The sequence below is a fragment of the Streptomyces sp. NPDC001728 genome (assembly GCF_040297565.1).
In the GTDB taxonomy this organism is placed as follows: domain Bacteria; phylum Actinomycetota; class Actinomycetes; order Streptomycetales; family Streptomycetaceae; genus Streptomyces.
Genome location: NZ_JBEOZK010000005.1, coordinates 226,157 through 250,345, shown reverse-complemented (window position 1 = coordinate 250,345; position 24,189 = coordinate 226,157). Strand labels below are relative to the sequence as shown.

Sequence of the window (24,189 nt, the reverse complement as noted above, 5' to 3'; positions counted from 1 at the left end):
GGCGGGCGGCCGGGGCGTTCAAGGGGTGAGCTCGTCGACGGCCGTCCGGAGGCGGCGTACGCCCTCCGCGATCTCGGTGGGGCCCGCGACACCCGCGAAACTCAGCCGGATGTGGCCGGCGGGGGGCTCGGCGCAGAAGTAGGGGCGGCCGGGTGCGGCGGCGACGCCGGTCCGCAGGGCGGCGGTGAGCAGCGCGGTCTCGGGCACGGTGTCGGGGAGGCGGAGCCAGAGGTGATAGCCGCCGTAGGGGACGTGGGGCAGCGCGAGTGCGGGCAGATGGCGGGCGACCGCGCCGGACAGTATGTCCCGGCGGCTCCTGAGCTCCTGGGAGACCGCCCGCAGATGGCGGTGCCAGGCGGGCGAGCCGACGAGTTCGAGCGTGGCCTCCTGGAGCGGCCTGGGCACGAAGAAGCTGTCGACGACCTGGATGGCACGGAGCCGTTCCAGGACGGGGCCCCGGGCGGCGAGGGCGCCGACCCGCAGGTTCGGCGAGGTGATCTTCGTGAGTGAGCAGACGTGGACGACGACACCGTCGGGGTCGTCGGCGGCGAGCGGCGCGGGGAGCGGCGGCGCGTCCTCGTGGACGAGGCGGCGGGCGAAGTCGTCCTCGACGACGAAGGCACCGGCGGCGCGAGCGATGCGGACGACCTCGCGGCGCCGTTCCGGGGCGAGGACCGCCCCGGTCGGGTTCTGGAAGAGCGGCTGGCAGACGAAGACCCGGGCTCCGGTGGCGCGGAACGCGGCTTCGAGGAGTTCGGGGCGGACTCCGTCGGCGTCGGTGGGGACGGGGACGGGGCGGAGCCCGGCGGCGCGGGCGACGGCGAGCATGCCCGGGTAGGTGGGCGACTCCACGAGGACGGGGGTGCCGGGCGGTGCCAGGGCGCGCAGGGCGGTGGTGATGGCGGACTGGCCGCCCGCGGTGATCAGGATCTCGGCGGCGGTGACGCCGCCGCCGATCTCGCGGGCGAACCACTCCCGCAGTTCGGGCAGGCCGTCGGTCGGCGGCCTGCTCCAGGCCCCGGGGCGACGCCCGGCGCGGGCGAGGGCGGCGGCGAGGGCCCGTTCGGGCTGGAGGGAGGCGTGGAGGTAGCCGCCGTTGAACTCGACCACGCCGGGCGGCGGCGCGGCGAGGGTGACGAGGACACCGGAGGCGTCGACGGCCCGGGGGACGAGTTCGGTGGCGGTGTCGGCGCTGAGCGCGAGCTCCTGCCAGGAGGTGTCCCCGGTGGCGGGGGCGGTGGTCCGGGGCTCGGCCCGGAAGGCGCCGGCGCCGGGGCGGGTGACGACGAGCCCTTCGGCGGCGAGCTGGGCGAGGGCCCGGGTAACGGTCACCGGGGAGACACGGTAGCGCTCGACGAGTGCCCGGCTGGACGGCAGTTTTCCACCAGGTGAGTAGCGGTTCAACTCCCCACGCAGGGACTGCGCCAGCTCCGCGACACTGCTACGCTCATTCATGAGAGCCAACAATAGCGCTACCACCTCTTCGACGATAGCGGTCACCGTCACCGCCGAAAGCGCCACCGCCGTAGCGAGCGCGACCACCACCGCGCCCACCCCCGCCGCCCCGAGCGCCGTCGACCCGCTGCGTCGCGGGACCCTCCTCGCCGTTCTCGGTGTGCTCTCCTTCTCGCTCACCTTCCCGTCGACCGTCTGGGGCCTGGAGAGCTTCGGTCCCTGGTCCCTGGTGACGGGGCGCTCCACCCTCGCCGCCCTCATCGCGGGCGTCTTCCTCCTCGTCGGCCGGGTGCCGCTGCCTGAGCGCCGCCACTGGGCGGGCCTCGCGGTGGTCGCCGGCGGGGTCGTCATCGGCTTCCCGCTCCTGACGACGCTGGCCCTCCAGACGTCCACCACCTCGCACGCCGCCGTCGTCGTGGGCCTGCTGCCGCTCACCACGGCGACCTTCGCGGCGCTGCGGACCGGGCGCCGCCCGTCCCGTACCTTCTGGGGCGCGGCCGTGTCCGGCGCGGTCGTGGTGATCGCCTTCACGCTCCAGCAGAGCGGCGGCGCCGTGTCGCGGGGCGACCTGTACCTGTTCGGTGCGCTGCTGGTGTGCGCCGCCGGCTACACCGAGGGCGGCCGGCTCGCCCGGCTGATGCCCGGCTGGCAGGTCATCGGCTGGGCCCTGATCCTCTGCCTGCCGCTGATGGTGGCCGGCTCGGCCGTGGCCCTCGCCGTGGAGCCGGTGCATCTGACCGCCCACGGTGTCATCGGCCTGGTCTGGGTGGCCGCCGGTTCCACCTTCTTCGGCCTGTACGTCTGGTACCGGGGCATGGCGTCGATCGGCATCCCGAAGGCGAGCCAGCTCCAGCTGGCGCAGCCGCTCCTCACCCTCTTCTGGTCGGTCTTCCTGCTCGGCGAGACGCTGCCGCTCGCCGCCCCGCTCGCGGCGGTGGCGGTGCTGGTCTGCATCGCCGTCACACAGCGGGCGAAGAGCTGACGCGACGAACCGGGGCGATCTGGGACACAATGGCAGACAGAGGCTCCGAGTAGGACAAGCCCGGTCGCGAGGAGGTCCCCCGATGCAGGCGAACGTGGGCGACAAACTGCTGGTGCACGGCCGGACCGTCGGTCATCACGACCGTACGGCCGAGGTCCTTCAGGTACTGGGGGAGAACGGCATGCCCCCGTACCGCGTGAAGTTCGACGACGACGGGCACGAGGCCCTGATGTCGCCGGGCCCCGACACCGTCGTACGCCACCATCCGGAGGCGGGAATCGGCTGAGCCGACGGACCCCGCCCCGGACAGATCGACGCGACGGCCCCGGCGCCGGCTCACAGCCGACGTCGGCAGGCCCCGCCGCGCCCCGCCTCCGGCTGCCCTACCGCCGCCCTCCCCACCCCGGCGGCCTCAGCCTCGGCGCGCGGACCCTGGTCGGGTAGTGGTCCGCCACCACGGTGCTCATCGCCCCGATCGGGTCCGAGGCGATCTCCTTCGCCGCGAAGTAGCAGTGGCCCTCCACGCCGGGGTGGCCGGCGGCGAGGTCCAGGTGCCGTGACAGTTCCTTCGGGTCCTGCCAGGCGGCGGGCTGGGCCGGGTCGCCGGCCTTGTAGAGCGCCTCGCCGATGTACAGCCGGACGCCGGTGCCCCGTACGACCGCGTCCCACCAGGGCAGCAGCTTGGCGTAGTCGGCGGCGGGCAGGCCGATGTTCCAGTACAGCTGCGGCACGATGTAGTCCACCCAGCCCTCCCGGATCCATTTCCGGGTGTCGGCGTACAGGTCGTCGTAGGTCTGCACGCCCGCGCGGGTGTCCGAGCCCTCCGGGTCGGTGGCGATGTTCCGCCAGACCCCGAAGGGACTCACCCCGAAGGCCACGTCGCGCTTGATCTCCTTGACGCGCGCGGCCATGCCGGAGACCAGCAGATCCGTGTTGTTCCGCCGCCAGGACGCCTTGTCGGGGAAGTCCCCGCCGTACCGCGCGTACGCCTCGTCGTCGGCGAAGACCTGCCCGGCCACCGGGTACGGGTAGAAGTAGTCGTCCCAGTGCACGGCGTCGATGTCGTAGCGCCGCAGCGCGTCCAGCATCGCGTCCTGGACGAACTGCCTCACCTCGGGAAGCCCCGGGTTGTAGTAGAGCTTGCCGCCGTAGGGCAGCACCCACTCGGGGTGCAGCCGGGCGGGATGGCCGGCGGTGAGCCGGGTCGGGTCGGTGTGGTTGGCCACCCGGTACGGGTTGAACCAGGCGTGCAGTTCGAGGCCGCGCGCGTGCGCCTCCTCGACGGCCGCGCCCAGCGGGTCCCAGCCGGGATCGCGGCCCTGCGTCCCGGTGAGGCACTGCGCCCACGGCTCGTACGGCGAGGGCCAGAGCGCGTCGGCGGTGGGCCGGACCTGGAGGACGACCGCGTTCAGCCGGCGCTCGACCGCGGTGTCCAGGTGGACGAGGAGTTCGGCGCGCTGCTTCTCGGCGGTCAGGCCCGCGCGTGAGGGCCAGTCGCGGTTGGCGACCGTGGCGATCCACACACCCCGGAACTGCCGTCGCCGAGGCGCTCCGCCCGCGCCGGGACCGGCCCGCTCCTCCGGTACGGGCGGAGCCGAGCCCTCCGGCGGGGAAGCGGCGACCGCACCGGCCCCGGTCCCCGCCGCCGTCAACGCTCCCGCGCCCGTCACGGTCAGCGCCGCTCCCGCGGCGCCCGTCACGAATCCTCTTCTGCCGAAAGGCCGCACTTGTACCCCTCCTGTGTCGGATACGTCACACGCACCCGGACAGCATGCCCGCCCCGGACGATCGATCATCGGTTAATGAGCGGTAACGTCGTGGGGTCGAGGCGGACGCACCGGAATCACACGGGCCCCCGCCGCCAAGAAGAGCGAAAGGCACGAGGTGACGGACTCCATGGCCGACATTGAGCGCGTCGGAGTGGTGGGCTGCGGCCAGATGGGCGCGGGCATCGCAGAGGTGTGTGCCCGGAGCGGCCTTGAGGTGAAGGTCGCCGAGACCACCGGCGAGGCGCTGGAGATCGGCCGCACACGGCTCTACAACTCGCTGGCCAAGGCCGCCGAACGCGGCAAGATCAGCGAGGAGGAGCGGGACGCGACGCTCGCGCGGCTCAGCTTCACCACCGACCTCGGCGAGTTCGCCGACCGTGACCTCGTCATCGAGGCGGTCGTGGAGAACGAGCAGGTCAAGACCGAGATCTTCCAGATCCTCGACCAGGTGATGACCCGCCCGGACGCCATCCTGGCCTCGAACACCTCCTCCATCCCGCTGGTCAAGCTGGCCGTGGCGACCTCCCGCCCCGACCAGGTCATCGGCATCCACTTCTTCAACCCGGCCCCGGTGCAGAAGCTCGTCGAGCTGATCCCGGCCCTCACCACCTCCGAGGGCACGATCAGCCGGGCGCAGGCCTTCGCCGAGAAGGCGCTCGGCAAGCACGCGATCCGCGCGCAGGACCGTTCCGGCTTCGTGGTCAACGCGCTGCTGGTGCCGTACCTGCTCTCCGCGATCCGGATGTTCGAGTCGGGCATCGCCAGCCGCGACGACATCGACAACGGCATGGAGTTCGGCTGCGCCCACCCGATGGGCCCGCTGAAGCTCTCGGACCTCATCGGTCTGGACACGATCGCCTCGATCGCCGACTCGATGTACGCCGAGTTCAAGGAGCCGCTGTACGCCGCTCCCCCGCTGCTCCAGCGCATGGTGGACGCGGGCCGGCTCGGCCGGAAGACGGGCTCGGGCTTCTACCCGTACCCCTGATCCTCCCCCGGCGCTCCGCGCCCGTCCGGACGGCCCGTACACCCGCACAGGTACGGGCCGTCCGGCGTCTGCGGGCCACTGGACGTCAGCCGAGCCGCAGATGGTGGAGCATCAGCAGTCCGGCGGCCATGTTGGCGGCCGGGATCTCGCCCCGGGTGATCATGTCCGGGACCTGTTTGAGCGGGACCCAGGCCCGCCGCGAGGACTCGAAGTCGTCCTGCGGCGGTCCGGTGTACGTGGCCTCCTCGGACCAGTACAGATGGTGCCGGGCGTCGGTGAGGCCGTTGGACGGTTCGACGGTGAGGAGATGGCGCAGCGGCCCCGGCCGCCAGCCGGTCTCCTCCTCCATCTCGCGGGCGGCGGCCGTCTCGACGTCCTCCCCGTCCTCGACGACACCGGCGGCCAGTTCCCAGCCCCAGCTGTCGGTGATGAAGCGGTGGCGCCAGAGCATCAGGACTTCGTCGGCGTCGTTGACCGCCGTGGCGACGGCGACCGGACGGAGCCGGATCAGATAGTGGTCGAGGCGGCGGCCGTCCGGGAGTTCGACGTCCGCGAGGTTCACTTGGAACCAGCGATTCTCATACACCGAGCGTTCGCTCAGTTTCGTCCACTGCACGTTTTTGCCACCTTCCGACTGGTCGGTGCTTGTTTGGTGGCAATATCGCAGCAGTTCGGCCCTCACAGGGGAACGCGCAGCGTCCCGTCGATGAGAGCCGCCGCCTCCCGGGCCTCGCCTCCGCCACTCGTCAGCAGCCGCGCCCGGACCTGGTGCAGCCGGTCCCGCAGCCGCCGCGACTCCATCCCCCGCGCCCGCTCCGTCATCTCGACCGCCGTACGGGCCGCCGCGTCCGACTCCCCCTGGCACAGCTGGATCTGGCAGAGCATGGCGAGCCGGTGCACCCGGCCCCGGTCGTGCGAGGGCGTCCCCACCGCCGTCGAGGCGTGCTCGTGGGCGGCGGAGAGATCCCCCAGACCGAGGAGTGCCTCGGCGACCTGGACGTTGACGAACCCCGGCTGGACATAGCCCGTCTCGGCCGGCTCCTCGCCCGGAGTGATCCGCTCCGCCGCCGTCTCGGCCCGCCGGATGCAGGCCAGCGCGGCGACGCCGTCGCCCAGACGCGCGTACGCCTTCGCCTGCATCGCCGTCAGATCGGCGGCGAGCGCCGGGGAGATCTGCCGCCCCGCCGCCCGGAGAGCCGCCTCCGCGAAGGCCACCGCCTGCCGGTACTCCCCCATGAACAGCGACTGGTTGACGAGCAGCGCGATCACATAGGCGCCGAGGCCCCGGTCGCCGCTCGCCTTCGCGAGCCGCAGCGCCTGGTGGAAGTAGCGCTGGGCGAGCCCGTGGGCGTCCGCGTCGTAGGCGCAGATGCCCGCCACCGCGACGAGACCACCGGTGGCCCGGTGCAGTCTGCGCCCGAGCGCGTCGCTGTACGAACCCCGCAGCAGCGGCGCGGTCTCGGTGGTGAGGAAGCCGACGATCCGGGCCCGGGTCGCGATGCCCCCGGCCTTGCGGTACATCTGCTCGTAATGGGAGCGGGCCGCTCTCAGCACGGCGATGTCGACCTCCGAGACCGAGGTCCGCCCGACCCGGGACACGTCCATGTCCTCCGGCGGGTTCTCCCACTCCCACACCGGCATCACCGCCGGGGTGCCGGTCACTGCGGGCGCACCCACTATGTGCGGCCGCTGCTGTTCGTCGGAGCGCCACAGCGCTGCCGCCCGCTCCACGAAACCGGACAGCGGCGAGCCGACTGCCGGCAGCGGTCCGCCCGGCACCCCGAAGCCGATGTCGTCCAGGGTCACCTGCCGGTGCAGCCGGGCGGCCAGCACCTCGCAGATCAGGTCGGGCACCTGGCCGCGTGGCCGCTGGCCCTTCAGCCAGCGGGCCACGGCGGTGTGTTCGTAACGCAGGGCGAGGCCCCTGGACCGGCCGGCCCGGTTCACATGGGCGGCGAGTCCGGCGTTCGAGACGCCCGCTTCGTCGAGCAGGGCGTCGAGCAAGGTGTTGGGCTGCATGGCCGCTCCGGTCACTCCGGTCGCTCGGTGAACTCAGCGTAGCGGTGGCTGAATTCGTACGGGCCGTACCAGTGAGGAAGGCGCGCCTCGGGTCTGCATCGCTTCGGGTGGTTTCGCACGGGGTGTGAACCAAGTACTCGTTCTTCCCGTCCGCGTACTCTGCCGCGCTCGTCCCCGTACCGCTTGACTGTGCATCTCGCCGCAAGGCGACGACCGGGCCGCCGGCTCCCCCTCGTACAGTGCGGCCGCCCGGTCCGCGTCGCCCGCCCCGCTGATCTGCCCGACACTCCGTGGCGGGGCGGGCGACGCCGGCCCCGGCCCCCTCCGCTCAGCAGTGGGAGGAGGGGGCGGGCCGGGGGCGGCGCAGCCCGGGTTCGGCGGGCTGCGCCGGTACCCGGACGCGGTCGTTGCGTACGACGAGCAGGGCGATGTCGTCCGTGAGCCGGCCGCCCGTGTGGTGCAGCAGGGCCGTGTGGACCCGGTGCACGAGGGCGGCGGGCGCCTCGCCGGGCGTGCAGGCCAGGGCGGTGTCCAACGCGAAGAACCGGCCGCGCTGGTCACGGGCCTCCTCCGCGCCGTCGGTGTGGAGGACCAGCGTCTCGCCGGGCAGCAGCCGGGCCCCGGTGAACGGGGTGAGCACGGCGGGCAGCGGCAGGACACCGAGCGGGGGCAGGGGTTCGCCGAGCGCGAGCCGCTCCACCGTCCGCCCGACGCGGTACGGGCCGGGATGGCCGCAGTTCAGGACCGAGAGGCGTCCGTCGGGCCCGATCTCCAGGAGCAGCAGCGTCACGAACTCCTCCGCCACGGGATGCTCCGGCGCCGTCCCGGAGCGCGCCGGGTGCTCGTCCCCGGCCCGCTCGCGGAGGTGCCGCTCCAGGGCCCGTTCCAGTCGGCGCAGCACCCCGTCGAGGCCGGGTTCGTCGTGCGCGGCCTCGCGGAAGCTCCCGAGCACGGCGACCACCGCGCCGAGTGCGGCGAGCCCGTGGCCCCGTACGTCCCCGATGACCATCCGCACCCCGTAGGAGGTGGCGACCGCCTCGTACAGGTCCCCGCCGACGGAGGCACCCCGGGAGGCGGACAACTGCCCTGCGGCCAGGGTGAGTCCGTCGATCCGGGCGGGCGGCGGACGCAGCAGGACCCGCTGCGTGGCGACCGCGACGGCCCGCACCCGGGCCAGCTCGCGCACCAGCCCCCAGCGGAGTCCGAGGACCAGCCCGATGCCGACGGTGAGGAACACGACGCTGGTGGCGATCCGCATGGGCAGCCCCGGCTGACGGGCCAGCGGACAGCCGAACTTCCAGGCCACGGCCACCGCACCCCATGCGGTGGGAAGAACGAGCGGGGCCAGCCGGCGGAGCCGGGAGCCATCGGAGACCAACGACCTCGTACGGATCATGCACGGCCCTTCCCGAGCCCCGACAGCGCCCGAAGGCCCTGCGGCCCACAGGTGTCCGCCCCTGCGGCCGCGTCGATTCTGCCGACCGCGCACCCCACCACGGAACACCCCCCGACGATCTCACCCGAAGGAGTGAGCGCCCCCGCCCCGCCGCCCTCCGCCAGGGCTCCGCCACGCGAACAGGCGTGCCACGCCCGGCCGTAGGTGCGTGCCGGAAATGGCGGAGGGCCGCCCCGGGGATTCCCGGGGCGGCCCTCCGTCGTGTCGTACTCGCGGGTCAGGCTCCGCGCAGGGTGGCGCCGGTGCGCTCGGTCGCCAGGGCGACGGCCGCGTCCCGGGCGGCCGTGGCCTCGTCGACCGTGAGGGTGCGGTCCGGGGCGCGGAACCTCAGGGCGTACGCCAGGGACTTGGTGCCCTCGTCGAGCTGGTCGCCGGTGTAGACGTCGAACAGCCGGACGGACTCCAGGAGTTCACCCGCGCCCTCACGGAGGGCGGCCTCGACCTCGGCGGCCGGGACACCGCCCGCGACGACCAGGGCGACGTCCTGGGTGGCGACCGGGAAGGAGGAGATACGGGGGGCCTTGAGCGGGCCCTCGTTCGCCTTCTCCAGGAGGTCCAGGTCGATCTCCATCGCGCAGGTGCGGGCCGGCAGGCCGAAGGCCTTGACCACGCGCGGGTGGAGCTCGCCGGCGTGACCGACGAGGACCTTCTCGCCGTCCACCTCGACGTGGAACGCGGCGCAGCGGCCGGGGTGCCACGGGGCGTGCAGGTCGGCGCTGACGATCAGCTCGACCCCGGCCTCGGCGGCCACGGTCCGGCCGGCCTCGATCGCGTCCGCCCAGTCGGACGGGCGGCCCTTGCCCCACCAGCCGGCCTGCTCGCGCGCACCGGCGAGAACGACGGCGGCGTGGCGCGGCTGCGCGGGCAGCGCGGCGTTGACCTCGGCGATCTCCTCGTCGGTCGGACGGCGGTCGACGCCCAGACGGACGGCGACGCCGGGGGCGCCCTCGGGCCGGAAGACCAGACCCGTCTCGAAGAGCGCCAGGTCGTGGCTGCCGCGGCTGTCGTTGCGGCGGAGCGCGCCGAGCAGGCCCGGGAGCAGCGTCGTACGGAGCGCGGGCTCCTCGTCCGAGAGCGGGTTGACCAGCTTCACGAGGCGGCGACGGGCGTCGTCCGCGTCGAGGCCGAGGTGGTCGAGGGCCTGCTCGCCGATGAACGGGTAGTTCAGCGCCTCGACGTAACCGGCGCCGGCGAGGGCGCGGCCCACCCGGCGGTGGGTGCGCTGGCGCTCGGTGAGCCCGCGGCCGGCCGGGGGCTTGGGCAGCGTGGAGGGCAGGTTCTCGTAGCCCTCCAGCCGGATGACCTCTTCGGCGAGGTCGTTCGGCTCGTTGAGGTCGGGGCGCCACGAGGGCACGGTGACGATGAGCTCGTCCTGCCCGTAGACGTCGCAGCCGACCTCCTGGAGGCGGCGGACGACGGTCTCGCGGCCGTAGTCGACGCCCGCGACCTTGTCCGGGTGGTTCGCCGGCAGGGTGATCGTGCGCGGCGCGGACGGGGCGCTGATCTCGGTGACGCCGGCCTCGGCCGTACCGCCCGCGAGCAGCACGAGCAGGTCGACGGTGCGCTGCGCGGCGGCGGCCGCCGCCTGCGGGTCGACGCCCCGCTCGAAGCGCTTGGACGCCTCGGAGGACAGCTTGTGACGGCGGGCCGTGCGGGCGATCGAGATCGGGTCGAAGTGCGCGGCCTCGATGACGACCTCGGAGGTACCGGTGATGTAGCCGGTCTCGGGGTCGGTCTCGGGGTCGGCGATCTCGGTGTGGGCACCGCCCATGACGCCCGCGATGCCGATCGGGCCGCGGTTGTCGGTGATGACCAGGTCCGCGGCGTCCAGGACGCGCACGGTGCCGTCGAGCGTGGTGATCTTCTCGCCGGCCTCGGCGCGGCGGACCCCGATGGGGCCGTCGAGCCGGCTGCGGTCGTAGGCGTGCAGCGGCTGACCGAGTTCCAGCATCACGTAGTTGGTGACGTCCACGGCCAGCGAGATCGGGCGCATCCCGGCCTTCTGGAGGCGGCGCTGCAGCCAGATCGGGGAGCGGGCCTCGGGGGCCAGGCCGACGACGGTGCGCGCGGTGAAGCGGTCGCAGCCGATCGGGTCGGTGACCTGGACCGGGTAGCCGTACGAGTTGGGCGCGGGCACGTCGAGGAGCGCCGGGTCGCGCAGCGGCAGCCCGTAGGCGGTGGCCGTCTCGCGGGCGACGCCGCGCATCGAGAGGCAGTAGCCGCGGTCCGGGGTGACGGCGATGTCGAGGACCTCGTCGAACAGCTCCAGGAGGACCGTGGCGTCGGTGCCGATCTCGTGCTCCGGCGGCAGCACGATGATGCCGTGCGTGCCGTCGTCGCCCATGCCGAGCTCGTCGCCGGAGCAGATCATGCCCCGGGAGACGCGGCCGTAGGTCTTGCGCTCGGCGATCCGGAAGTCACCGGGGAGCACGGCGCCGGGCAGGGCCACGACGACCTTGTCGCCGACGGCGAAGTTCCGGGCGCCGCAGATGATCTCCTGGGGCTCGCCGGTGCCGTTGGCCTGGCCGACGTCGACGGTGCAGAAGCGGATGGGCTTCTTGAACTCCGTCAGCTCCTCGATGGTGAGGACCTTGCCGACCGCCAGCGGGCCGGTGAGGCCGGCGCCGAGCTTCTCGACGGTCTCGACCTCGAGGCCCGCGGAGACGAGTTTGGCCTGGACGTCTCGGCCGGTCTCCGTCACCGGCAGGTCGACGTACTCCCGCAGCCAAGAAAGCGGGACCCGCATCAGATCTCCATCCCGAACGGCCGGGTGAACCGGACGTCACCCTCGACCATGTCTCGCATGTCGTCGACGTTGTGGCGGAACATCAGCATCCGTTCGATGCCGAACCCGAAGGCGAATCCGCTGTACTTCTCGGGGTCCACACCGCAGGCGACGAGCACCTTCGGGTTGACCATGCCGCAGCCGCCCAGCTCGATCCAGCCCTCGCTGCCGCAGGTGCGGCAGGGGCGGTCCGGGTTGCCGACGGACTCGCCGCGGCAGACGTAGCAGAGCATGTCCATCTCTGCCGACGGCTCGGTGAACGGGAAGAAGTTCGGGCGGAGCCGGGTCTTCATGTCCGGGCCGAAGAGCGCCTGGACCATGTGGTCCAGGGTGCCCTTGAGGTCGGCCATGGTCAGGCCCTCGTCGACGGCGAGCAGCTCGATCTGGTGGAAGACCGGGGTGTGCGTGGCGTCGAGCTCGTCGGTGCGGTAGACGCGGCCGGGGCACACGACGTAGACCGGGGGCTCCCGGTCGATGAGCGTGCGGGCCTGGACCGGCGAGGTGTGGGTGCGCAGCACGACACCGGACTCGTCGCCCGTGGTGCCGGCCGGCCCCTCGACGAAGAAGGTGTCCTGCATCTGGCGCGCCGGGTGGTCCGGGACGAAGTTGAGGGCGTCGAAGTTGAACCACTCCGCCTCGACCTCGGGGCCCTCTGCGACCTCGTACCCCATGGAGACGAAGACGTCGGAGACGCGCTCCATGAGCGTGGTCAGCGGGTGTCGGGCACCGGCCGGGACGCGGTCGTACGGCAGGGTGACGTCGACGGCCTCCTCGACGAGGACGCGCGCGTCGCGCTCGGCCTCCAGCTCGGTCTGCCGGGCGGCGAGCGCCTTGGAGACGGCGCCGCGGGCCTGGCCCACGATCTTGCCGGCGGCGGCCTTGGCCTGCGGGGGCAGGGCGCCGATCTCCCGGTTGGCGAGCGCCAGCGGCGAGGTGCCACCGGTGTGCGCGGTCTTCGACTGCGCGAGCGCGTCGAGGTCGCCCGCGGCGGCGAAGGCGGCGAGCGCCTCGTCCCGCATGCGCTCGATCTCTTCCGGTTTCAGTGCCTCGACCTCAACCGGGTCGTACGACTTATTGGGTGCGGACATCTCTTCCCGTGCTTCCGTTGGCTTGGCTGGGCGGCCCCGCTCGACGTCAAGGGCGCAAACGTGCCAAAGGACGAGTCTAACGGGGCGCGGGGACGCGAATGAGCCCGTGGGCAGGCCGGGCGGCTCGTGATCTCGTGCGGTCTCGCCTGCTGAGACGTCAGAGAAGGTGGGCCGGGGTGCCGACGGGCAGGATAAATCGGAACTCGGCCCCGCCGCGGGGGCCCCTGCCGACGGTGATGGTGCCGCCGTGGGCCTCGACGACGCCCTTGACGATGTAGAGGCCGAGCCCGGTGCCACCGCGCTTGCTGCCCCGCCAGAAGCGGGTGAAGACGCGGTTCATCGACTCCTCGGGGATGCCGGGGCCCTCGTCGCTCACGGTGACCTCCGTCCCCTCTTCACCGTCGTCGCACGTCGTGGCGGGTGCCACCTCGATGGTGACGGTTCCGTCGCCGTGGCGCACCGCATTTTCCAGGAGGTTGCCGAGGATCTGGTCGATCTTGTCGGGATCGGCCCAGAGCGCGGGCAGTCCCGGCCTGATCCGTACGAAGAAGCGGTCCGGGGACTGGCCGGCCGTGGTGTGCACCTGGACGTGGCGGCCGACGGCGGCGGCGATGTCGACGGGCTGGCGGCGCACTTCGAGCCGTCCCGAGTCGATCCGGGAGATGTCGAGGAGTTCCGCGATGAGCCGCTTGATGCGTCCCGCGTCGGCGTCGACGGTCTCCAGCATCAGCCGCTTCTGCTCGTCGTTGAACCGCTCCCACTTGCCGAGCAGGGTGGCGGTGAAGCCCTTGACGGAGGTGAGCGGGGAGCGCAGTTCGTGGGCGACGGTGGCGATGAGTTCGGCGTGGCTGCGCTCGGTGCGGCGGCGGGCCTCGGTGCCGCGCAGCGAGACCACGACCCGGCGCACGGGTCCCGTGGGGTGTTCGCGGATGTACGTGGCGGAGACGAGGACCTCTCGTCCGCCGGGCAGCAGCAGATTGCGCTCGGGCTGGCCGCGCCGGGTGGCGAGCCCCCCGTAGGGGTCGGTCAGGGCCCACCAGCGGTGGCCCTTGAGGTCTTCGAGCGGCAGGGCCTGGTCGAGCGGGAGGCCGAGGGCTCGCTCGCCGGGGACGGCGGTGATGCGCCGGGCGGCGGCGTTGAAGCAGACGACGCGGCCGGTCTCGTCGGCGACGACGAGACCGTCGGGCAGGTCGTCGGGGTGGACTCCGGCGAATCCCGGGGCCTCGGCCGCACTCGGCGGCTGCGAGGTACCGGGCGGTTCCGCGGCGTGCTGCGGCTCCGGTACGCCCGGCGGCCCTGGAGAGCCCGGTGGTTCGGGGGCTCCCGGCTGTTCCGGGGCGTGCGGCGCGGCGCTCCGTGCCTGTGCGGGACTGTCCGTGCCGACCGTCATCCCCGTATCCCACCCCTCCGTGTAGCGCAGTGGGCCCCCGAGTGCGTCACTCTACTGGGCGTGAGGGGCGGAATGGACCCCTCAGGTGGAGGTTCGGGGACGCTGTGCGCGGGCGGAGGCGTACAGGCAGACCGCGGCGGCGGTGGCGAGGTTGAGGCTCTCGGCCTTGCCGTGGATGGGGACGCGGACGACGGCGTCGGCGAGGGCCCTGGTCTCCTCGGGCAGCCCCCAGGCCTCGTTGCCGAAGATCCAGGCCGTCGGGCCGCCCATGGTGCCGGCGTCCAGCTCCGCGTCGAGGTCGTCCTCGCCCGCCCCGTCGGCGGCGAGGACGCGCACGCCCGCGCCCTTCAGTCCGGCGACGGCCTGCTCGACGGGCACGCCGACGGCGACCGGCAGGTGGAAGAGGGAGCCGACGGAGGCGCGTACGGACTTGGGGTTGTAGAGGTCGACGGAGGCGTCGGTGAGGACGACGGCGTCGGCGCCGGCCGCGTCGGCGCAGCGCAGCACCGTGCCGGCGTTCCCGGGGTCGCGTACGTGGGCGAGGACGGCCACCAGCTTGGGCCGGGCCGCGATGATCTCCTCGAACGGCGAGTCGAGGAACCGGCAGACGCCGACGAGCCCTTGCGGGGTGACGGTCTGGGAGACCTCGGCGAGGACGGTGTCGGCGGCGTAGTGGACGCGGGCGCCGGCGGCGCGGGCGGCCTCGACGATGGCGCCGTAGCGCTCGGCGGCCTCGACGGTGGTGAAGAGCTCGACGAGGGTGGGCTCACCGGTGGAGCCGCGGTGCTCGACGGCCTCGCGGACGGCCTGCGGGCCCTCGGCGATGAAGAGGCGGTCCTTGCCCCGGAAGTTGCGCTTGGCGAGCCGCCGGGCGGCGACGACGCGCGGGGAACGCGGGGAGATCAGCTCGGGGGTGACCATGAGGTGCGGCGGTTCTCTCTTCGGGGCCGGGTGGCTTCGGGGTCCGGGGACGTCGTGACCGCAGGGGGCCGGGGACGTCGGGGTCCGGTGCGTGCGTCAGGGGGCGGACGCACCCGGACCCGCCGACGCGAGCGCGCCTGCGGGTCCGGGGCAGAGGTACTGCGGCCTGGAAGATCAGGCGGCGACCTTCGGGGCGTTGACGTCGGCCGGCAGAGCCTTCTGCGCGACCTCGACCAGCGCGGCGAACGCGTTGGCGTCGTTGACGGCCAGCTCGGCGAGGATCTTGCGGTCCACCTCGATGTTGGCGGCCTTCAGACCCTGGATGAGGCGGTTGTACGTCATGCCGTTCAGACGGGCAGCGGCGTTGATGCGCTGGATCCACAGCTGACGGAAGTCGCCCTTGCGCTTCTTGCGGTCGTTGTAGTTGTAGACCAGCGAGTGGGTGACCTGCTCCTTGGCCTTGCGGTACAGGCGCGAACGCTGACCGCGGTAGCCGGAGGCCGCCTCGAGGATCGCCCGGCGCTTCTTGTGGGCGTTGACTGCCCGCTTGACGCGTGCCACTTGTTAACTCCTTGTAGCGGGGTCGTGGTTGGACTCACACGACCCGAAAAACGAATGGGTCCCGGACCTGGCCGGAAGCCCCCGTCTCCGGGGGCGGGTGATCAGATCAGATGCCCAGCATCTTCTTGATCTTGGCCGCATCGCCCGGGGCCATCTCCGCGGTGCCGGTGAGGCGGCGGGTCAGCTTGGACGACTTGTGCTCGAGCAGGTGGCGCTTGCCGGCGCGCTCGCGCAGGATCTTGCCGGAGCCGGTGACCTTGAAGCGCTTCTTGGCACCGGAGTGCGTCTTGTTCTTCGGCATCGCGCCGTATCTCCTCGTCAGTGGCGCTCCCCCCGGTGCGGGCACCGGACGTCCGGGAGCGTCAATTCTTCGTGTGGTGGTTCGGGGCGGGGCCCGGGGCTGCCTGGGTGGCAGCCCGCCGGGTCACGCCTCGGGGGTCTCGGCCGGAGCCTCGACGACCTCGGCCTCGACGGCCTCGGTCTCCGCGGCCTCGGTCTCGGCGACCTCGGCGGCCGGAGCCTCGGACGTCTCCTCGGAGGTGACGCCCTGACGCTCGGCCTTGCGTGCGGCCTGGGCCTCACGGGCCTCGGCCATGGCCTCGGTCTTCTTCTTGTGCGGGCCGAGAACCATGATCATGTTCCGGCCGTCCTGCTTCGGGTTGGACTCGATGAAGCCAAGCTCCTCGACGTCCGACGCCAGCCGCTGAAGCAGCCGGAAACCGAGCTCGGGGCGGGACTGCTCACGACCACGGAACATGATCGTGATCTTGACCTTGTCGCCCTGCTTGAGGAACCGGACGACGTGACCCTTCTTGGTGTCATAGTCGTGCGGGTCGATCTTCGGCCGGAGCTTCATCTCCTTGATGACCGTGTGCGCCTGGTTCTTGCGCGCCTCACGGGCCTTCATGGCCGACTCGTACTTGAACTTCCCGTAGTCCATGAGCTTGCACACGGGCGGACGGGCGTTCGCCGCGACCTCGACCAGGTCGAGGTCGTACTCCTGTGCGAGCTCCAGGGCCTTGGCAAGCGGAACAATCCCGACCTGCTCGCCGCTGGGTCCGACAAGTCGCACCTCGGGAACGCGAATCCTGTCGTTGATGCGGGGCTCGGCGCTGATGGATCCTCCTCGGTAGCACCACGCGACCGCCTGGCGGACGGACGCGCAACGTCTGTTTTCTGAGACCAACCGAGCCGGAGCATGAAAAAAGCCCCGGACGGGACACAGGCGGGGCTCCAAAGAAATACCGGAACACCACCACGGTCTACCGCGGGGCGCACATCGGGCGGCTCCAATCGTCCGTACGGAACGATGGGCGCCACCTGACCGGTGACCCGCCACCCGCGAGGGTGGTCAGGTGGGAGTACGGAGCCTCCACTTGTGGGCCGGGCACACAGGTGTCCGGCCGGTCGTTACACAAGGTTAGCAGGACCCGGCGGTCGGCGCTAACCGAGGACCGGCATATCGTATGAGGCATGAGCGAGACGCCCCAGAACGAGTCCCCGGACTCCCCCGACTCCGCCGAGTCCCCCGATTTCGACGCCATGACCCGCGACATCGCGGAGGTCCCCGCCGTCGAGGTGATCGTGACCGTCGCCGTCAACCTGATGAGCGCCGCCGCGGTGAAGCTCGGGCTCACCGAGGAGGGCGACAAGTACAAGGACCTCGACGAGGCCCGCAAGCTGGTGCACGCCCTCGCGGGTCTGCTGGACGCCGGCGCGACGGAGGTCTCCTCCTTCCACGCCGCTCCCCTGCGGGACGGCCTGAAGTCCCTCCAGCTCGCCTTCCGCGAGGCCTCCCTGGTCCCGGACGAGCCGGGCCAGGGTCCTGGCGAGAAGTACACCGGTCCGGTGTACGGCTAGAGGTTTCCTACCGCTTCACGTAGAAGGGCTCGCCCGGAGGGGTGGCCGAGGCCGGCAGCAGTGCCAGGTCGAGGCCCCGCACCAGGCGGGCCCTCAGTGTTTCGTCGGCCGCCAGGGCGCGGGCGACGCGCTGGGCGGCCTCCGCCGGGGAGCTCTCCCCGTCGAGGACCAGCGCGAGCGTTCCGTCGGCCGCGCCCGGACCCAGGTGGGCGCTGAGCACGGCGGGCTCGGCGGCTACGGCGGCCCGTACCGCTTCCCGTACGGCGGGGTCGTCGAGCGGGTCGGTGCTGGCGCGGCCCTCGGCGAGGGCGAGCAGCGCCGGTCCCGCCAGCTGGTACGGCACCGGGCCCGCGAGGTCCAGGACGAGGGTGTCCGCCTTCTCGTGCGCGAGAGCCTGGAGCGCCTGCGGCAGCGGTACGGCCACCGGCCGGGCCGCCGGGTCCCACAGGGCGAGCGAGGCGATCGAGGTGAAGGCGGGCAGGGCACGCCGGTCGCCGGCCGTGAGGGTGGGGACCGCCATGTCGCTGGTCTTCTCGCGGCGCAGACCGTTCTCGTCGGTCTCGACCTCGCCGAGGACGGCGACCACGGGGACGAGCAGCCGGGCGTCGCGCAGGGCCTCCAGGACGGGGCCGTGGGCGGTTCTGTCCTCCGCCCAGGCCGCGAGGGCCGCGGCGAGCCGCGGGTCGGCGGTGCCGTCGTCGTCGGAGAAACCGGGGTCCGGAATGTTCTTGAGCGCCACGCACCGAGCCTAACGGTCCCCCTGGAAGGCCCGGGCCGCCGGGTCCTCGGGAGGTCCGGTGGGGCCGCTTCGGTGGTCAGGAGTTGCGGTGCGCGCGCCGCAGGACGACGGCGGTCAGGAGCAGCAGGGCGCCGAGGCCGCCCGCGAGGGGGGCGAGCAGGCCGATGGGGCGGCTCTCCTCTGCGGGGGGCAGCGGTCCGGGGCCGAAGTGCCGCCCCCGGTAGCCGGAACTCACGGCCTTTGGGTCGGCGCCCTTGATCTTCCCGCCGGCGGCGATCGCGGCGGCCGGGTCGATCGTCCCGTACCCCTTGGAGTCGCTGCGGCCGCCCTTCGGCCGGCTGCGGGCGGTGTCGATGAGCAGCCGCTTGACCTGCGCCGGGGTCAGGTCGGGGTGTGCGGCGCGGACGAGGGCGACGGCTCCGGAGACGAAGGCGGCGGCGGCGCTGGTGCCCCAGCCCTCGTAGTAGCGGCGGTCGGGGTCCGCGATCGCGATGTCGACGCCGGGGGCGCTGACGGTGGCGTACCAGCGGCGGGTGGAGAAGGAGGCGTGGGTGCCGTAACGGTCGACGGCGGCGACGGCGATGACGCCGGGGTAGGCGGCCGGGTAGGAGATGTGGTCGCCCTTCTCGCCGCCGTTGCCGGCGGAGGCGACGACCGAGACGCCCTTCGCCAGGGCGTACTGGACGGCCGCGTCCTCGCCCGCGTCGGCGTGGGCGGACTCGGAGTCGTCGCCGAGGGAGAGGTTGATGACGTCGGCGCCGTGGTCGGCGGCCCAGCGGATGCCCTCGGCGAGGGCCGTGCCCCGGGCCTTGCGGGCCTTGTCACGGGCCTTGTCGGTGCCCTCCAGGATCACCCGCACCGGGAGGATCTCGACGTCGGGGGCGATGCCGAGGACACCGTCCTCGCCGCCGGGGCCGTGGCCGTGACCGGCGATGATGCCGGCCATCGCGGTGCCGTGCCGGGCCCAGGCGCGGTCGCCCCTGGCGGCGCCGAAGCCGATGAGGTCGCGGCCGGGCAGCACCGAGCCCTCCAGGTCCGGGTGCTCGGCGTCGACCCCGGTGTCGAGGACGGCGACCGTGATGCCCTCGCCCTTCGTGGTGCGCCAGGCCTCCGTGGTGTGGAGGGCTTCGAGACCCCACTGCCGGTCCCGGATGGAGTCGGCGTACGCGGGCGTGGTGACGGCGGGCAGGACGGAGAAGGCGGTGACGAGCAGGACGGCGGCGGGGGCGCGCAGGCGGGTGCTACGGGTCACCTGGCGTCCTCCTGCTTCGTCATCGCCTCGGCGGTCGCGCGCAGCTGCTTCTCGAGCCGGACGGTGATGCCCTTGGCCTCGTGGCCCAGGCCGGACTGCGCGGTGGCGTCGGTACGGCCCTTGGCCATGGCCGCTTCGGCGGGCTGCGGGCGGTCGACGGGCCGGCCGTCGGCGAAGCCGGAGACGGCGGTGACGACGACGGGGAGGTCGGCGGGGGCGTTCAGCCACCAGCTGGCGCGCTGCGGGGCGCCGAAGCGGGCCGCGACGGTGCCGGGCCCGGAGAGGGCCGGCGGGACGTCCGCGCCGAGGCGGGTGGTGAGACCGGGGCCGAGGGCGCGCTGCGCGGTGGCGTCGGCGCGGGTGAAGACGAGGCCGACGGTGATGACACTGCTGGCGGTGGCGTCGGTGTACGTCGCGCGCAGGACGCGCTCGCAGCCGAGCGGCCTGAGGGCGGCGAGCAGGCCCTTGGCCAGGACGGCCGGCGAGCAGGCGGCGTCCGGGGCGACGACGATCCGGGTCCAGGTGCGGGCCGAGCCGCCGGGGCCGGCGGCGGAGCCGACGAGGGTGCGGGGAAAGAGGTTGTCGACGGGGGCGTTGTGCCACAGCTCCTTGGCCTCCGCGTACCCGGGGGGCTCGGCGGGCGCACCGGGCTCGGCGGCGGCCAGCCAGGTCCCGGCGAGGGCGCCCCCGATGAGTCCGACGCCGAGGACGGCGCAGGCGGCGACGGCGACGGTCCGCCCGACCCGCCGCTCCGGCACGGGCCGCAGCCGCGTGGTGGTCTCGACGGGCGCCTCGGGGGGCAGCGGGAAGCGGGTGGGGTGGGCGTGCGGGCCGTGGGCGGCGTGAGCGCCGTGAGTGTGGCCGTACGGGGAGGTGGCCTGCCGGGCGGGAGCCGGAGCGGGCGGGGCCCAGAGCGTGGGGGCCTGACCGGAACGGGCGGGCGCCGGACGGGAGACGGCGTGGGCGGAGCCCGTGGCGGGCCCGGTGGCGGGTGGCATGGGGGTGGCGGAGCCGGAGGGAGAGGTGAGGGGGCGGGAGGTGGGCCGGGGCGGAACGACAGCGGCCGGACGGGAGGCCGGACGCGGCGGAGCGGACGGCGGCGCACCCGCCGCACCGGATGCCGCCGACCTACGCGGAACAGGCTGCGAACCCCCCTGGCCGGACGGTGTCGGGCCCCCGTCAGCCGGATTCGATCGCGGCGGAGCCGTGCCCGTCGTGCCCATCGGTTCCGACGGGCGGATCGCGCGGAGTCTTGTCGTCGTCTCCGCCTCCGTCGGTTCGGCGGCGGGCAGCAGCGCGTCCGTGATGCGGGAGGGCGTGGAGGGGTGCTCGCCGGTCATCCCCGTCCCCCGCTCGTGTCGACAATGCCCGTCACTCTACGGGCTGTTCCCTCCGGCTCGGGAACCCAGGGGCTACCCACTCGTAAACCTGTCTGGCAAGCTCGGGCCATGACTCCCCGTGCCGCCGACCGGGCCCGCTACGACCGGGCCACCGCTCACCTCGACGCGCCCGTGGCGATCGTCGACCTGGAGGCCTTCGACGCCAACGCGGCGGACCTCGTACGCCGGGCCGGCGGAAAGCCGGTCCGGGTGGCGAGCAAGTCCGTGCGCTGCCGGGCGCTCCTGGAACGGGTGCTCGCGCGGGAGGGCTTCGCGGGCATCATGTCGTTCACCCTCGACGAGTCGCTGTGGCTGGCCCGCGCCGGTTTCGAGGACGTCCTGCTCGCGTACCCGTCCGCGGACCGTTCCGGTTTCGGGGAGCTGGCCCACGACCCGAAGCTGGCCGCCGCGGTGACCGTGATGGTCGACGACGTGGCGCAGCTGGATCTGATCGACGCCTCCCGCGCGGGCGGGACGGAGGAGGTCCGGGTCTGTCTGGAGCTGGACACCGCGCTGAGTCTGCTGGGTGGCCGGGTGCGGATCGGTGCCCGTCGTTCCCCGCTGCGCGAGCCCGCGGAACTGGCCGAGCTGGCCCGCTCGGTGGTGCGGCGTCCCGGGTTCCGGCTGGTCGGGATCATGGCGTACGAGGGTCATGTCGCGGGTGTCGGTGACGCGGTCGCGGGCCGGCCGCTGCGGTCGCGGGCGATCCGGCTGATGCAGTCGGCGGCCCGCAGGGAGCTGGCGGAGCGCAGGGCGGCCGTGGTGCGGGCCGTACGGGCGGTGGCGCCGGACCTGGAGTTCGTGAACGGCGGCGGCACGGGCAGCGTGCAGCACACGGCCGCCGAGGACGCGGTGACGGAGATCGCGGCGGGTTCGGGGCTGTTCGTGCCGCGCCTCTTCGACAATTACACCGCCTTCTCCGGCCGGCCGGCCGCGCTCTTCGCGCAGCCCGTCGTCCGCCGTCCGGGCGTCGGGGTGGTGACCGTCCTCGGCGGTGGTTACCCGGCGTCCGGGGTCGCCGGGCCGGACCGGCTCCCGGTCCCGTATCTGCCGGAGGGTCTGCGGTACGACCCGCAGGAGGGCCCCGGCGAGGTGCAGACCCCGCTGCTCGGCTCGCCGGCGGACGACCTGCGGATCGGCGACAAGGTGTGGTTCCGGCACGCGAAGGCCGGTGAGCTGTGCGAGCGCTTCGAGAACCTGCGTCTGATCGAGGGCGACCGCGTCACGGCGACCGTGCCCACCTACCGCGGCGAGGGCATGACCTTCCTCTAGAGAAGGTGCCGGTACGCCGGACAGCCGGGCGTCTCATGACGCCCGGCTGTCGCGCGTGGGGGGCAGCGGGTGGGGCCTAGAGCGGCGTCACGTACGCGCCCGCGATGCCGCCGTCCACCAGGAAGTCGCTGGCGTTGACGAAGGAGGAGTCGTCGCTCGCGAGGAAGGCGACGGCGGCGGCGATCTCCTCGGGCTCGGCGAAGCGGCCGACGGGGATGTGGACGAGGCGGCGCGCGGCACGCTCGGGGTCCTTGGCGAACAGTTCCTGGAGCAGCGGGGTGTTGACCGGCCCGGGGCAGAGGGCGTTGACGCGGATGCCCTCGCGGGCGAACTGGACGCCCAGCTCGCGGGACATGGCGAGCACGCCGCCCTTGGAGGCGGTGTAGGAGATCTGGCTCGTGGCGGCGCCCATGACGGCGACGAACGAGGCGGTGTTGATGATGGACCCCTTGCCCTGGCGGCGCATGTAGGGCAGGGCCGCCTTGCAGCAGAGGTACACGGAGGTCAGGTTGACGTCCTGGACGCGCTTCCAGGCCTCCAGACCGGTCTCCAGGATGGAGTCGTCCTCGGGGGGCGAGATGCCGGCGTTGTTGAAGGCGATGTCGACGGAGCCGTAGGTGTCGAAGGCGGTCTTGAACAGTGCCTCGACCTGCTCGGGGTCGGTGACGTCGACCTGGACGAAGGTGCCGCCGACCTCTTCGGCGGCGGCCTTGCCGGCCGTCTCGTCGATGTCGCCGCAGACGACGTTCGCGCCCTCGGAGGCGAGCCGGCGGGCGGTGGCGAGGCCGATGCCGCTGCCGGCTCCGGTGATGACGGCGGTACGGCCGACGAGGCGGCGGCAGACGGCGGGGGGCTGGGGGGAACCTTCGGGGGATGTGGCCGCTTCGGTGCTGGTCATGGGTGCTCAGGCCTCCGTACTGATGAAGACGTTCTTGGTTTCGGTGAAGGCGGTCAGTGCGTCGGGGCCCAGTTCGCGGCCGAGGCCGGACTGCCGGTAGCCGCCGAACGGGGTCCAGTAGCGGACGCTGGAGTGGGAGTTGACGGAGAGGTTGCCGGCCCGGACGGCGCGGGAGGCGCGCAGGGCGCGGCCGACGTCGCGGGTCCAGATGGAGCCGGACAGGCCGTACTCGGTGGCGTTGGCGAGGCGGATCGCGTCGGCCTCGTCGTCGAAGGGGAGGACGACGGCGACGGGGCCGAAGATCTCCTCGACGGCGCAGGGCGCGTCCTCGGGCACGTCGGTGAGGACGGTCGGCGGGAACCAGAAGCCGGGGCCCTCGGGGGCCTTGCCGCGGATGGCTTCGAGGTCGTCGGTCACGTAGGAGCGGACGCGGTCGAGCTGGGCGCGGGAGATGAGGGGGCCCATCCGGGTGCGCTCGTCGAGCGGGTCGCCGACGACGATCTCCTCGATGGCGGGGGTGAGGAGTGCGAGGAAGCGGTCGTACGCGCTCCGCTGGACGAGGATGCGGGTTCGGGCGCAGCAGTCCTGCCCGCTGTTGTCGAGGAAGGACATCGGCGCCGCCGCCGCGGCGGCCTCCAGGTCCGCGTCGGCGAAGACGATGTTGGGGCTCTTGCCGCCGAGTTCGAGGGTGACCCGCTTCACCTGGTCGGCGCACTTCGCCATGATCGACTTTCCGACGCGGGTGGAGCCGGTGAAGACGATCTTGGCGATACCGGGGTGTTCCACGAGGGCGTTCCCGGCGACCGGGCCGGTGCCGGGGAGGACCTGGAAGAGGCCTTCGGGGAGGCCCGCCTCCAGGGCGAGTTCGGCGAGCCGCAGTGCGGTGAGCGGGGTGGTCTCGGCGGGCTTGAGGAGGACGGCGTTGCCGGCGGCGAGGGCGGGTGCGGTGGCCCAGGCGGCGATCGGCATGGGGAAGTTCCAGGGGGCGATGACGCCCACGACCCCGAGCGGTTCGAGGATCGTGAGGTCGAGGCCGCCGGCCACCGGGATCTGGCGGCCGTTGAGGCGCTCCACTCCCCCGGCGGCGAAGTCGAGCAGGTCGCGGACGTTGCCCGCCTCCCAGCGGGCGTTGCCGATGGTGTGGCCGGCCTCGGTGACCTCCAGGCGGGCTAGTTCCTCGATGTGGTCGTCGACGACGGCGGCGAAGCGGCGGAGCAGCCGGGCCCGGTCGGCGGGCGCGGCGGCGGCCCAGCCGCGCTGGGCGGCGGCGGCCCGTGCGACGGCGTCGTCGACGTCGGCGGGGGTGGCGGCGGGGACGGTGGCGACGAGTACCTCGGTCGCCGGGTTCAGTACCTGGAGCAACGCGTTCCTCTCA

Annotated in this window: 22 protein-coding genes; 5 read left to right on the top strand and 17 right to left on the bottom strand. The window is 73.1% G+C overall.

What is annotated here, in order from left to right; genetic code table 11:
• Positions 1-18 precede the first annotated feature (18 nt).
• Positions 19-1,455, bottom strand: coding sequence for an aminotransferase-like domain-containing protein (locus ABT154_RS10870; protein ID WP_351855576.1), 1,437 nt, complete (start codon positions 1,453-1,455; stop codon positions 19-21).
• On the opposite strand from ABT154_RS10870, the gene ABT154_RS10865 reads away from it, so the two are divergent.
• Both ABT154_RS10865 and ABT154_RS10860 read left to right on the top strand, forming a co-directional pair.
• A complete protein-coding gene (locus tag ABT154_RS10865; RefSeq protein WP_351855574.1) occupies positions 1,454-2,437 on the top strand; it encodes a DMT family transporter in 984 nt (327 codons plus the stop codon). The genes ABT154_RS10870 and ABT154_RS10865 overlap by 2 nt on opposite strands.
• Positions 2,438-2,519: 82 nt before the next feature.
• A complete protein-coding gene (locus ABT154_RS10860; protein WP_317876760.1) occupies positions 2,520-2,723 on the top strand; it encodes a DUF1918 domain-containing protein in 204 nt (67 codons plus the stop codon).
• A gap of 97 nt (positions 2,724-2,820) precedes the next feature.
• Here the strand turns inward: ABT154_RS10860 and ABT154_RS10855 are convergent, their stop codons facing one another.
• Entirely contained in the window at positions 2,821-4,137 is a 1,317-nt protein-coding gene (locus ABT154_RS10855; RefSeq protein WP_351855571.1) for a glycoside hydrolase family 10-like protein, read from the bottom strand.
• Between the two features lie 196 nt (positions 4,138-4,333).
• Here ABT154_RS10855 and ABT154_RS10850 point away from each other — a divergent pair, with 196 nt between their 5' ends.
• Positions 4,334-5,194: a 3-hydroxybutyryl-CoA dehydrogenase gene (locus ABT154_RS10850; protein ID WP_351855568.1), complete on the top strand. Its 861-nt coding sequence runs from the start codon at positions 4,334-4,336 to the stop codon at positions 5,192-5,194.
• Between the two features lie 85 nt (positions 5,195-5,279).
• On the opposite strand, the gene ABT154_RS10845 is transcribed toward ABT154_RS10850, so the two are convergent.
• The 10 genes from ABT154_RS10845 to infC form a co-directional block, all read right to left on the bottom strand.
• Complete coding sequence (locus tag ABT154_RS10845) at positions 5,280-5,810, bottom strand: NUDIX hydrolase (protein ID WP_351855565.1); 531 nt, start codon at positions 5,808-5,810, stop codon at positions 5,280-5,282.
• A gap of 62 nt (positions 5,811-5,872) precedes the next feature.
• Positions 5,873-7,213 (bottom strand): NsdA family TPR-like regulatory protein, encoded by a 1,341-nt coding sequence (locus tag ABT154_RS10840; protein ID WP_351855562.1) that lies wholly within the window; start codon positions 7,211-7,213, stop codon positions 5,873-5,875.
• A gap of 328 nt (positions 7,214-7,541) precedes the next feature.
• Positions 7,542-8,609, bottom strand: a complete 1,068-nt coding sequence (locus tag ABT154_RS10835) for a PP2C family protein-serine/threonine phosphatase (RefSeq protein ID WP_351855559.1) — start codon at positions 8,607-8,609, stop codon at positions 7,542-7,544.
• Between the two features lie 277 nt (positions 8,610-8,886).
• The gene (pheT, locus tag ABT154_RS10830) at positions 8,887-11,415 is read right to left on the bottom strand and encodes a phenylalanine--tRNA ligase subunit beta (protein WP_351855556.1); all 2,529 of its coding nucleotides are present in this window, start codon (positions 11,413-11,415) and stop codon (positions 8,887-8,889) included.
• Entirely contained in the window at positions 11,415-12,542 is a 1,128-nt protein-coding gene (gene pheS / locus ABT154_RS10825) for a phenylalanine--tRNA ligase subunit alpha (protein ID WP_351855553.1), read from the bottom strand. Before pheS ends, pheT begins: the two co-directional genes overlap by 1 nt.
• 157 nt (positions 12,543-12,699) lie before the next feature.
• Positions 12,700-13,932: a sensor histidine kinase gene (locus ABT154_RS10820; protein WP_351855551.1), complete on the bottom strand. Its 1,233-nt coding sequence runs from the start codon at positions 13,930-13,932 to the stop codon at positions 12,700-12,702.
• A gap of 81 nt (positions 13,933-14,013) precedes the next feature.
• Positions 14,014-14,853: a TrmH family RNA methyltransferase gene (locus ABT154_RS10815; protein ID WP_351855549.1), complete on the bottom strand. Its 840-nt coding sequence runs from the start codon at positions 14,851-14,853 to the stop codon at positions 14,014-14,016.
• Positions 14,854-15,027: 174 nt separating this feature from the next.
• On the bottom strand, positions 15,028-15,414 hold the full coding sequence (gene rplT / locus ABT154_RS10810) for a 50S ribosomal protein L20 (protein ID WP_351855546.1): 387 nt from the start codon (positions 15,412-15,414) through the stop codon (positions 15,028-15,030).
• Between the two features lie 106 nt (positions 15,415-15,520).
• Complete coding sequence (gene rpmI / locus ABT154_RS10805; protein ID WP_073818494.1) at positions 15,521-15,715, bottom strand: 50S ribosomal protein L35; 195 nt, start codon at positions 15,713-15,715, stop codon at positions 15,521-15,523.
• A 123-nt stretch (positions 15,716-15,838) separates the two neighbouring features.
• Complete coding sequence (gene infC, locus ABT154_RS10800) at positions 15,839-16,600, bottom strand: translation initiation factor IF-3 (RefSeq protein ID WP_351855544.1); 762 nt, start codon at positions 16,598-16,600, stop codon at positions 15,839-15,841.
• A gap of 287 nt (positions 16,601-16,887) precedes the next feature.
• Between infC and ABT154_RS10795 the strand changes: the two genes are divergently transcribed.
• The gene (locus ABT154_RS10795) at positions 16,888-17,274 is read left to right on the top strand and encodes a DUF1844 domain-containing protein (protein ID WP_332434198.1); all 387 of its coding nucleotides are present in this window, start codon (positions 16,888-16,890) and stop codon (positions 17,272-17,274) included.
• Between the two features lie 7 nt (positions 17,275-17,281).
• On the opposite strand, the gene ABT154_RS10790 is transcribed toward ABT154_RS10795, so the two are convergent.
• From ABT154_RS10790 to ABT154_RS10780, 3 genes are all read right to left on the bottom strand, one after another.
• A complete protein-coding gene (locus ABT154_RS10790) occupies positions 17,282-18,013 on the bottom strand; it encodes an SseB family protein (protein WP_351855542.1) in 732 nt (243 codons plus the stop codon).
• A gap of 76 nt (positions 18,014-18,089) precedes the next feature.
• Complete coding sequence (gene mycP, locus ABT154_RS10785; protein WP_351855540.1) at positions 18,090-19,265, bottom strand: type VII secretion-associated serine protease mycosin; 1,176 nt, start codon at positions 19,263-19,265, stop codon at positions 18,090-18,092.
• A complete protein-coding gene (locus ABT154_RS10780; RefSeq protein ID WP_351855538.1) occupies positions 19,262-20,263 on the bottom strand; it encodes a hypothetical protein in 1,002 nt (333 codons plus the stop codon). The genes mycP and ABT154_RS10780 overlap by 4 nt, the downstream gene beginning before the upstream one ends.
• A 450-nt stretch (positions 20,264-20,713) precedes the next feature.
• Between ABT154_RS10780 and ABT154_RS10775 the strand changes: the two genes are divergently transcribed.
• A complete protein-coding gene (locus ABT154_RS10775) occupies positions 20,714-21,916 on the top strand; it encodes an amino acid deaminase/aldolase (RefSeq protein ID WP_351855536.1) in 1,203 nt (400 codons plus the stop codon).
• Positions 21,917-21,992: 76 nt separating this feature from the next.
• Here the strand turns inward: ABT154_RS10775 and ABT154_RS10770 are convergent, their stop codons facing one another.
• Positions 21,993-22,814, bottom strand: a complete 822-nt coding sequence (locus ABT154_RS10770; RefSeq protein WP_351855533.1) for a 3-oxoacyl-ACP reductase — start codon at positions 22,812-22,814, stop codon at positions 21,993-21,995.
• Between the two features lie 6 nt (positions 22,815-22,820).
• Positions 22,821-24,176, bottom strand: coding sequence for an aldehyde dehydrogenase family protein (locus ABT154_RS10765; protein WP_351855530.1), 1,356 nt, complete (start codon positions 24,174-24,176; stop codon positions 22,821-22,823).
• Positions 24,177-24,189 lie beyond the last annotated feature (13 nt).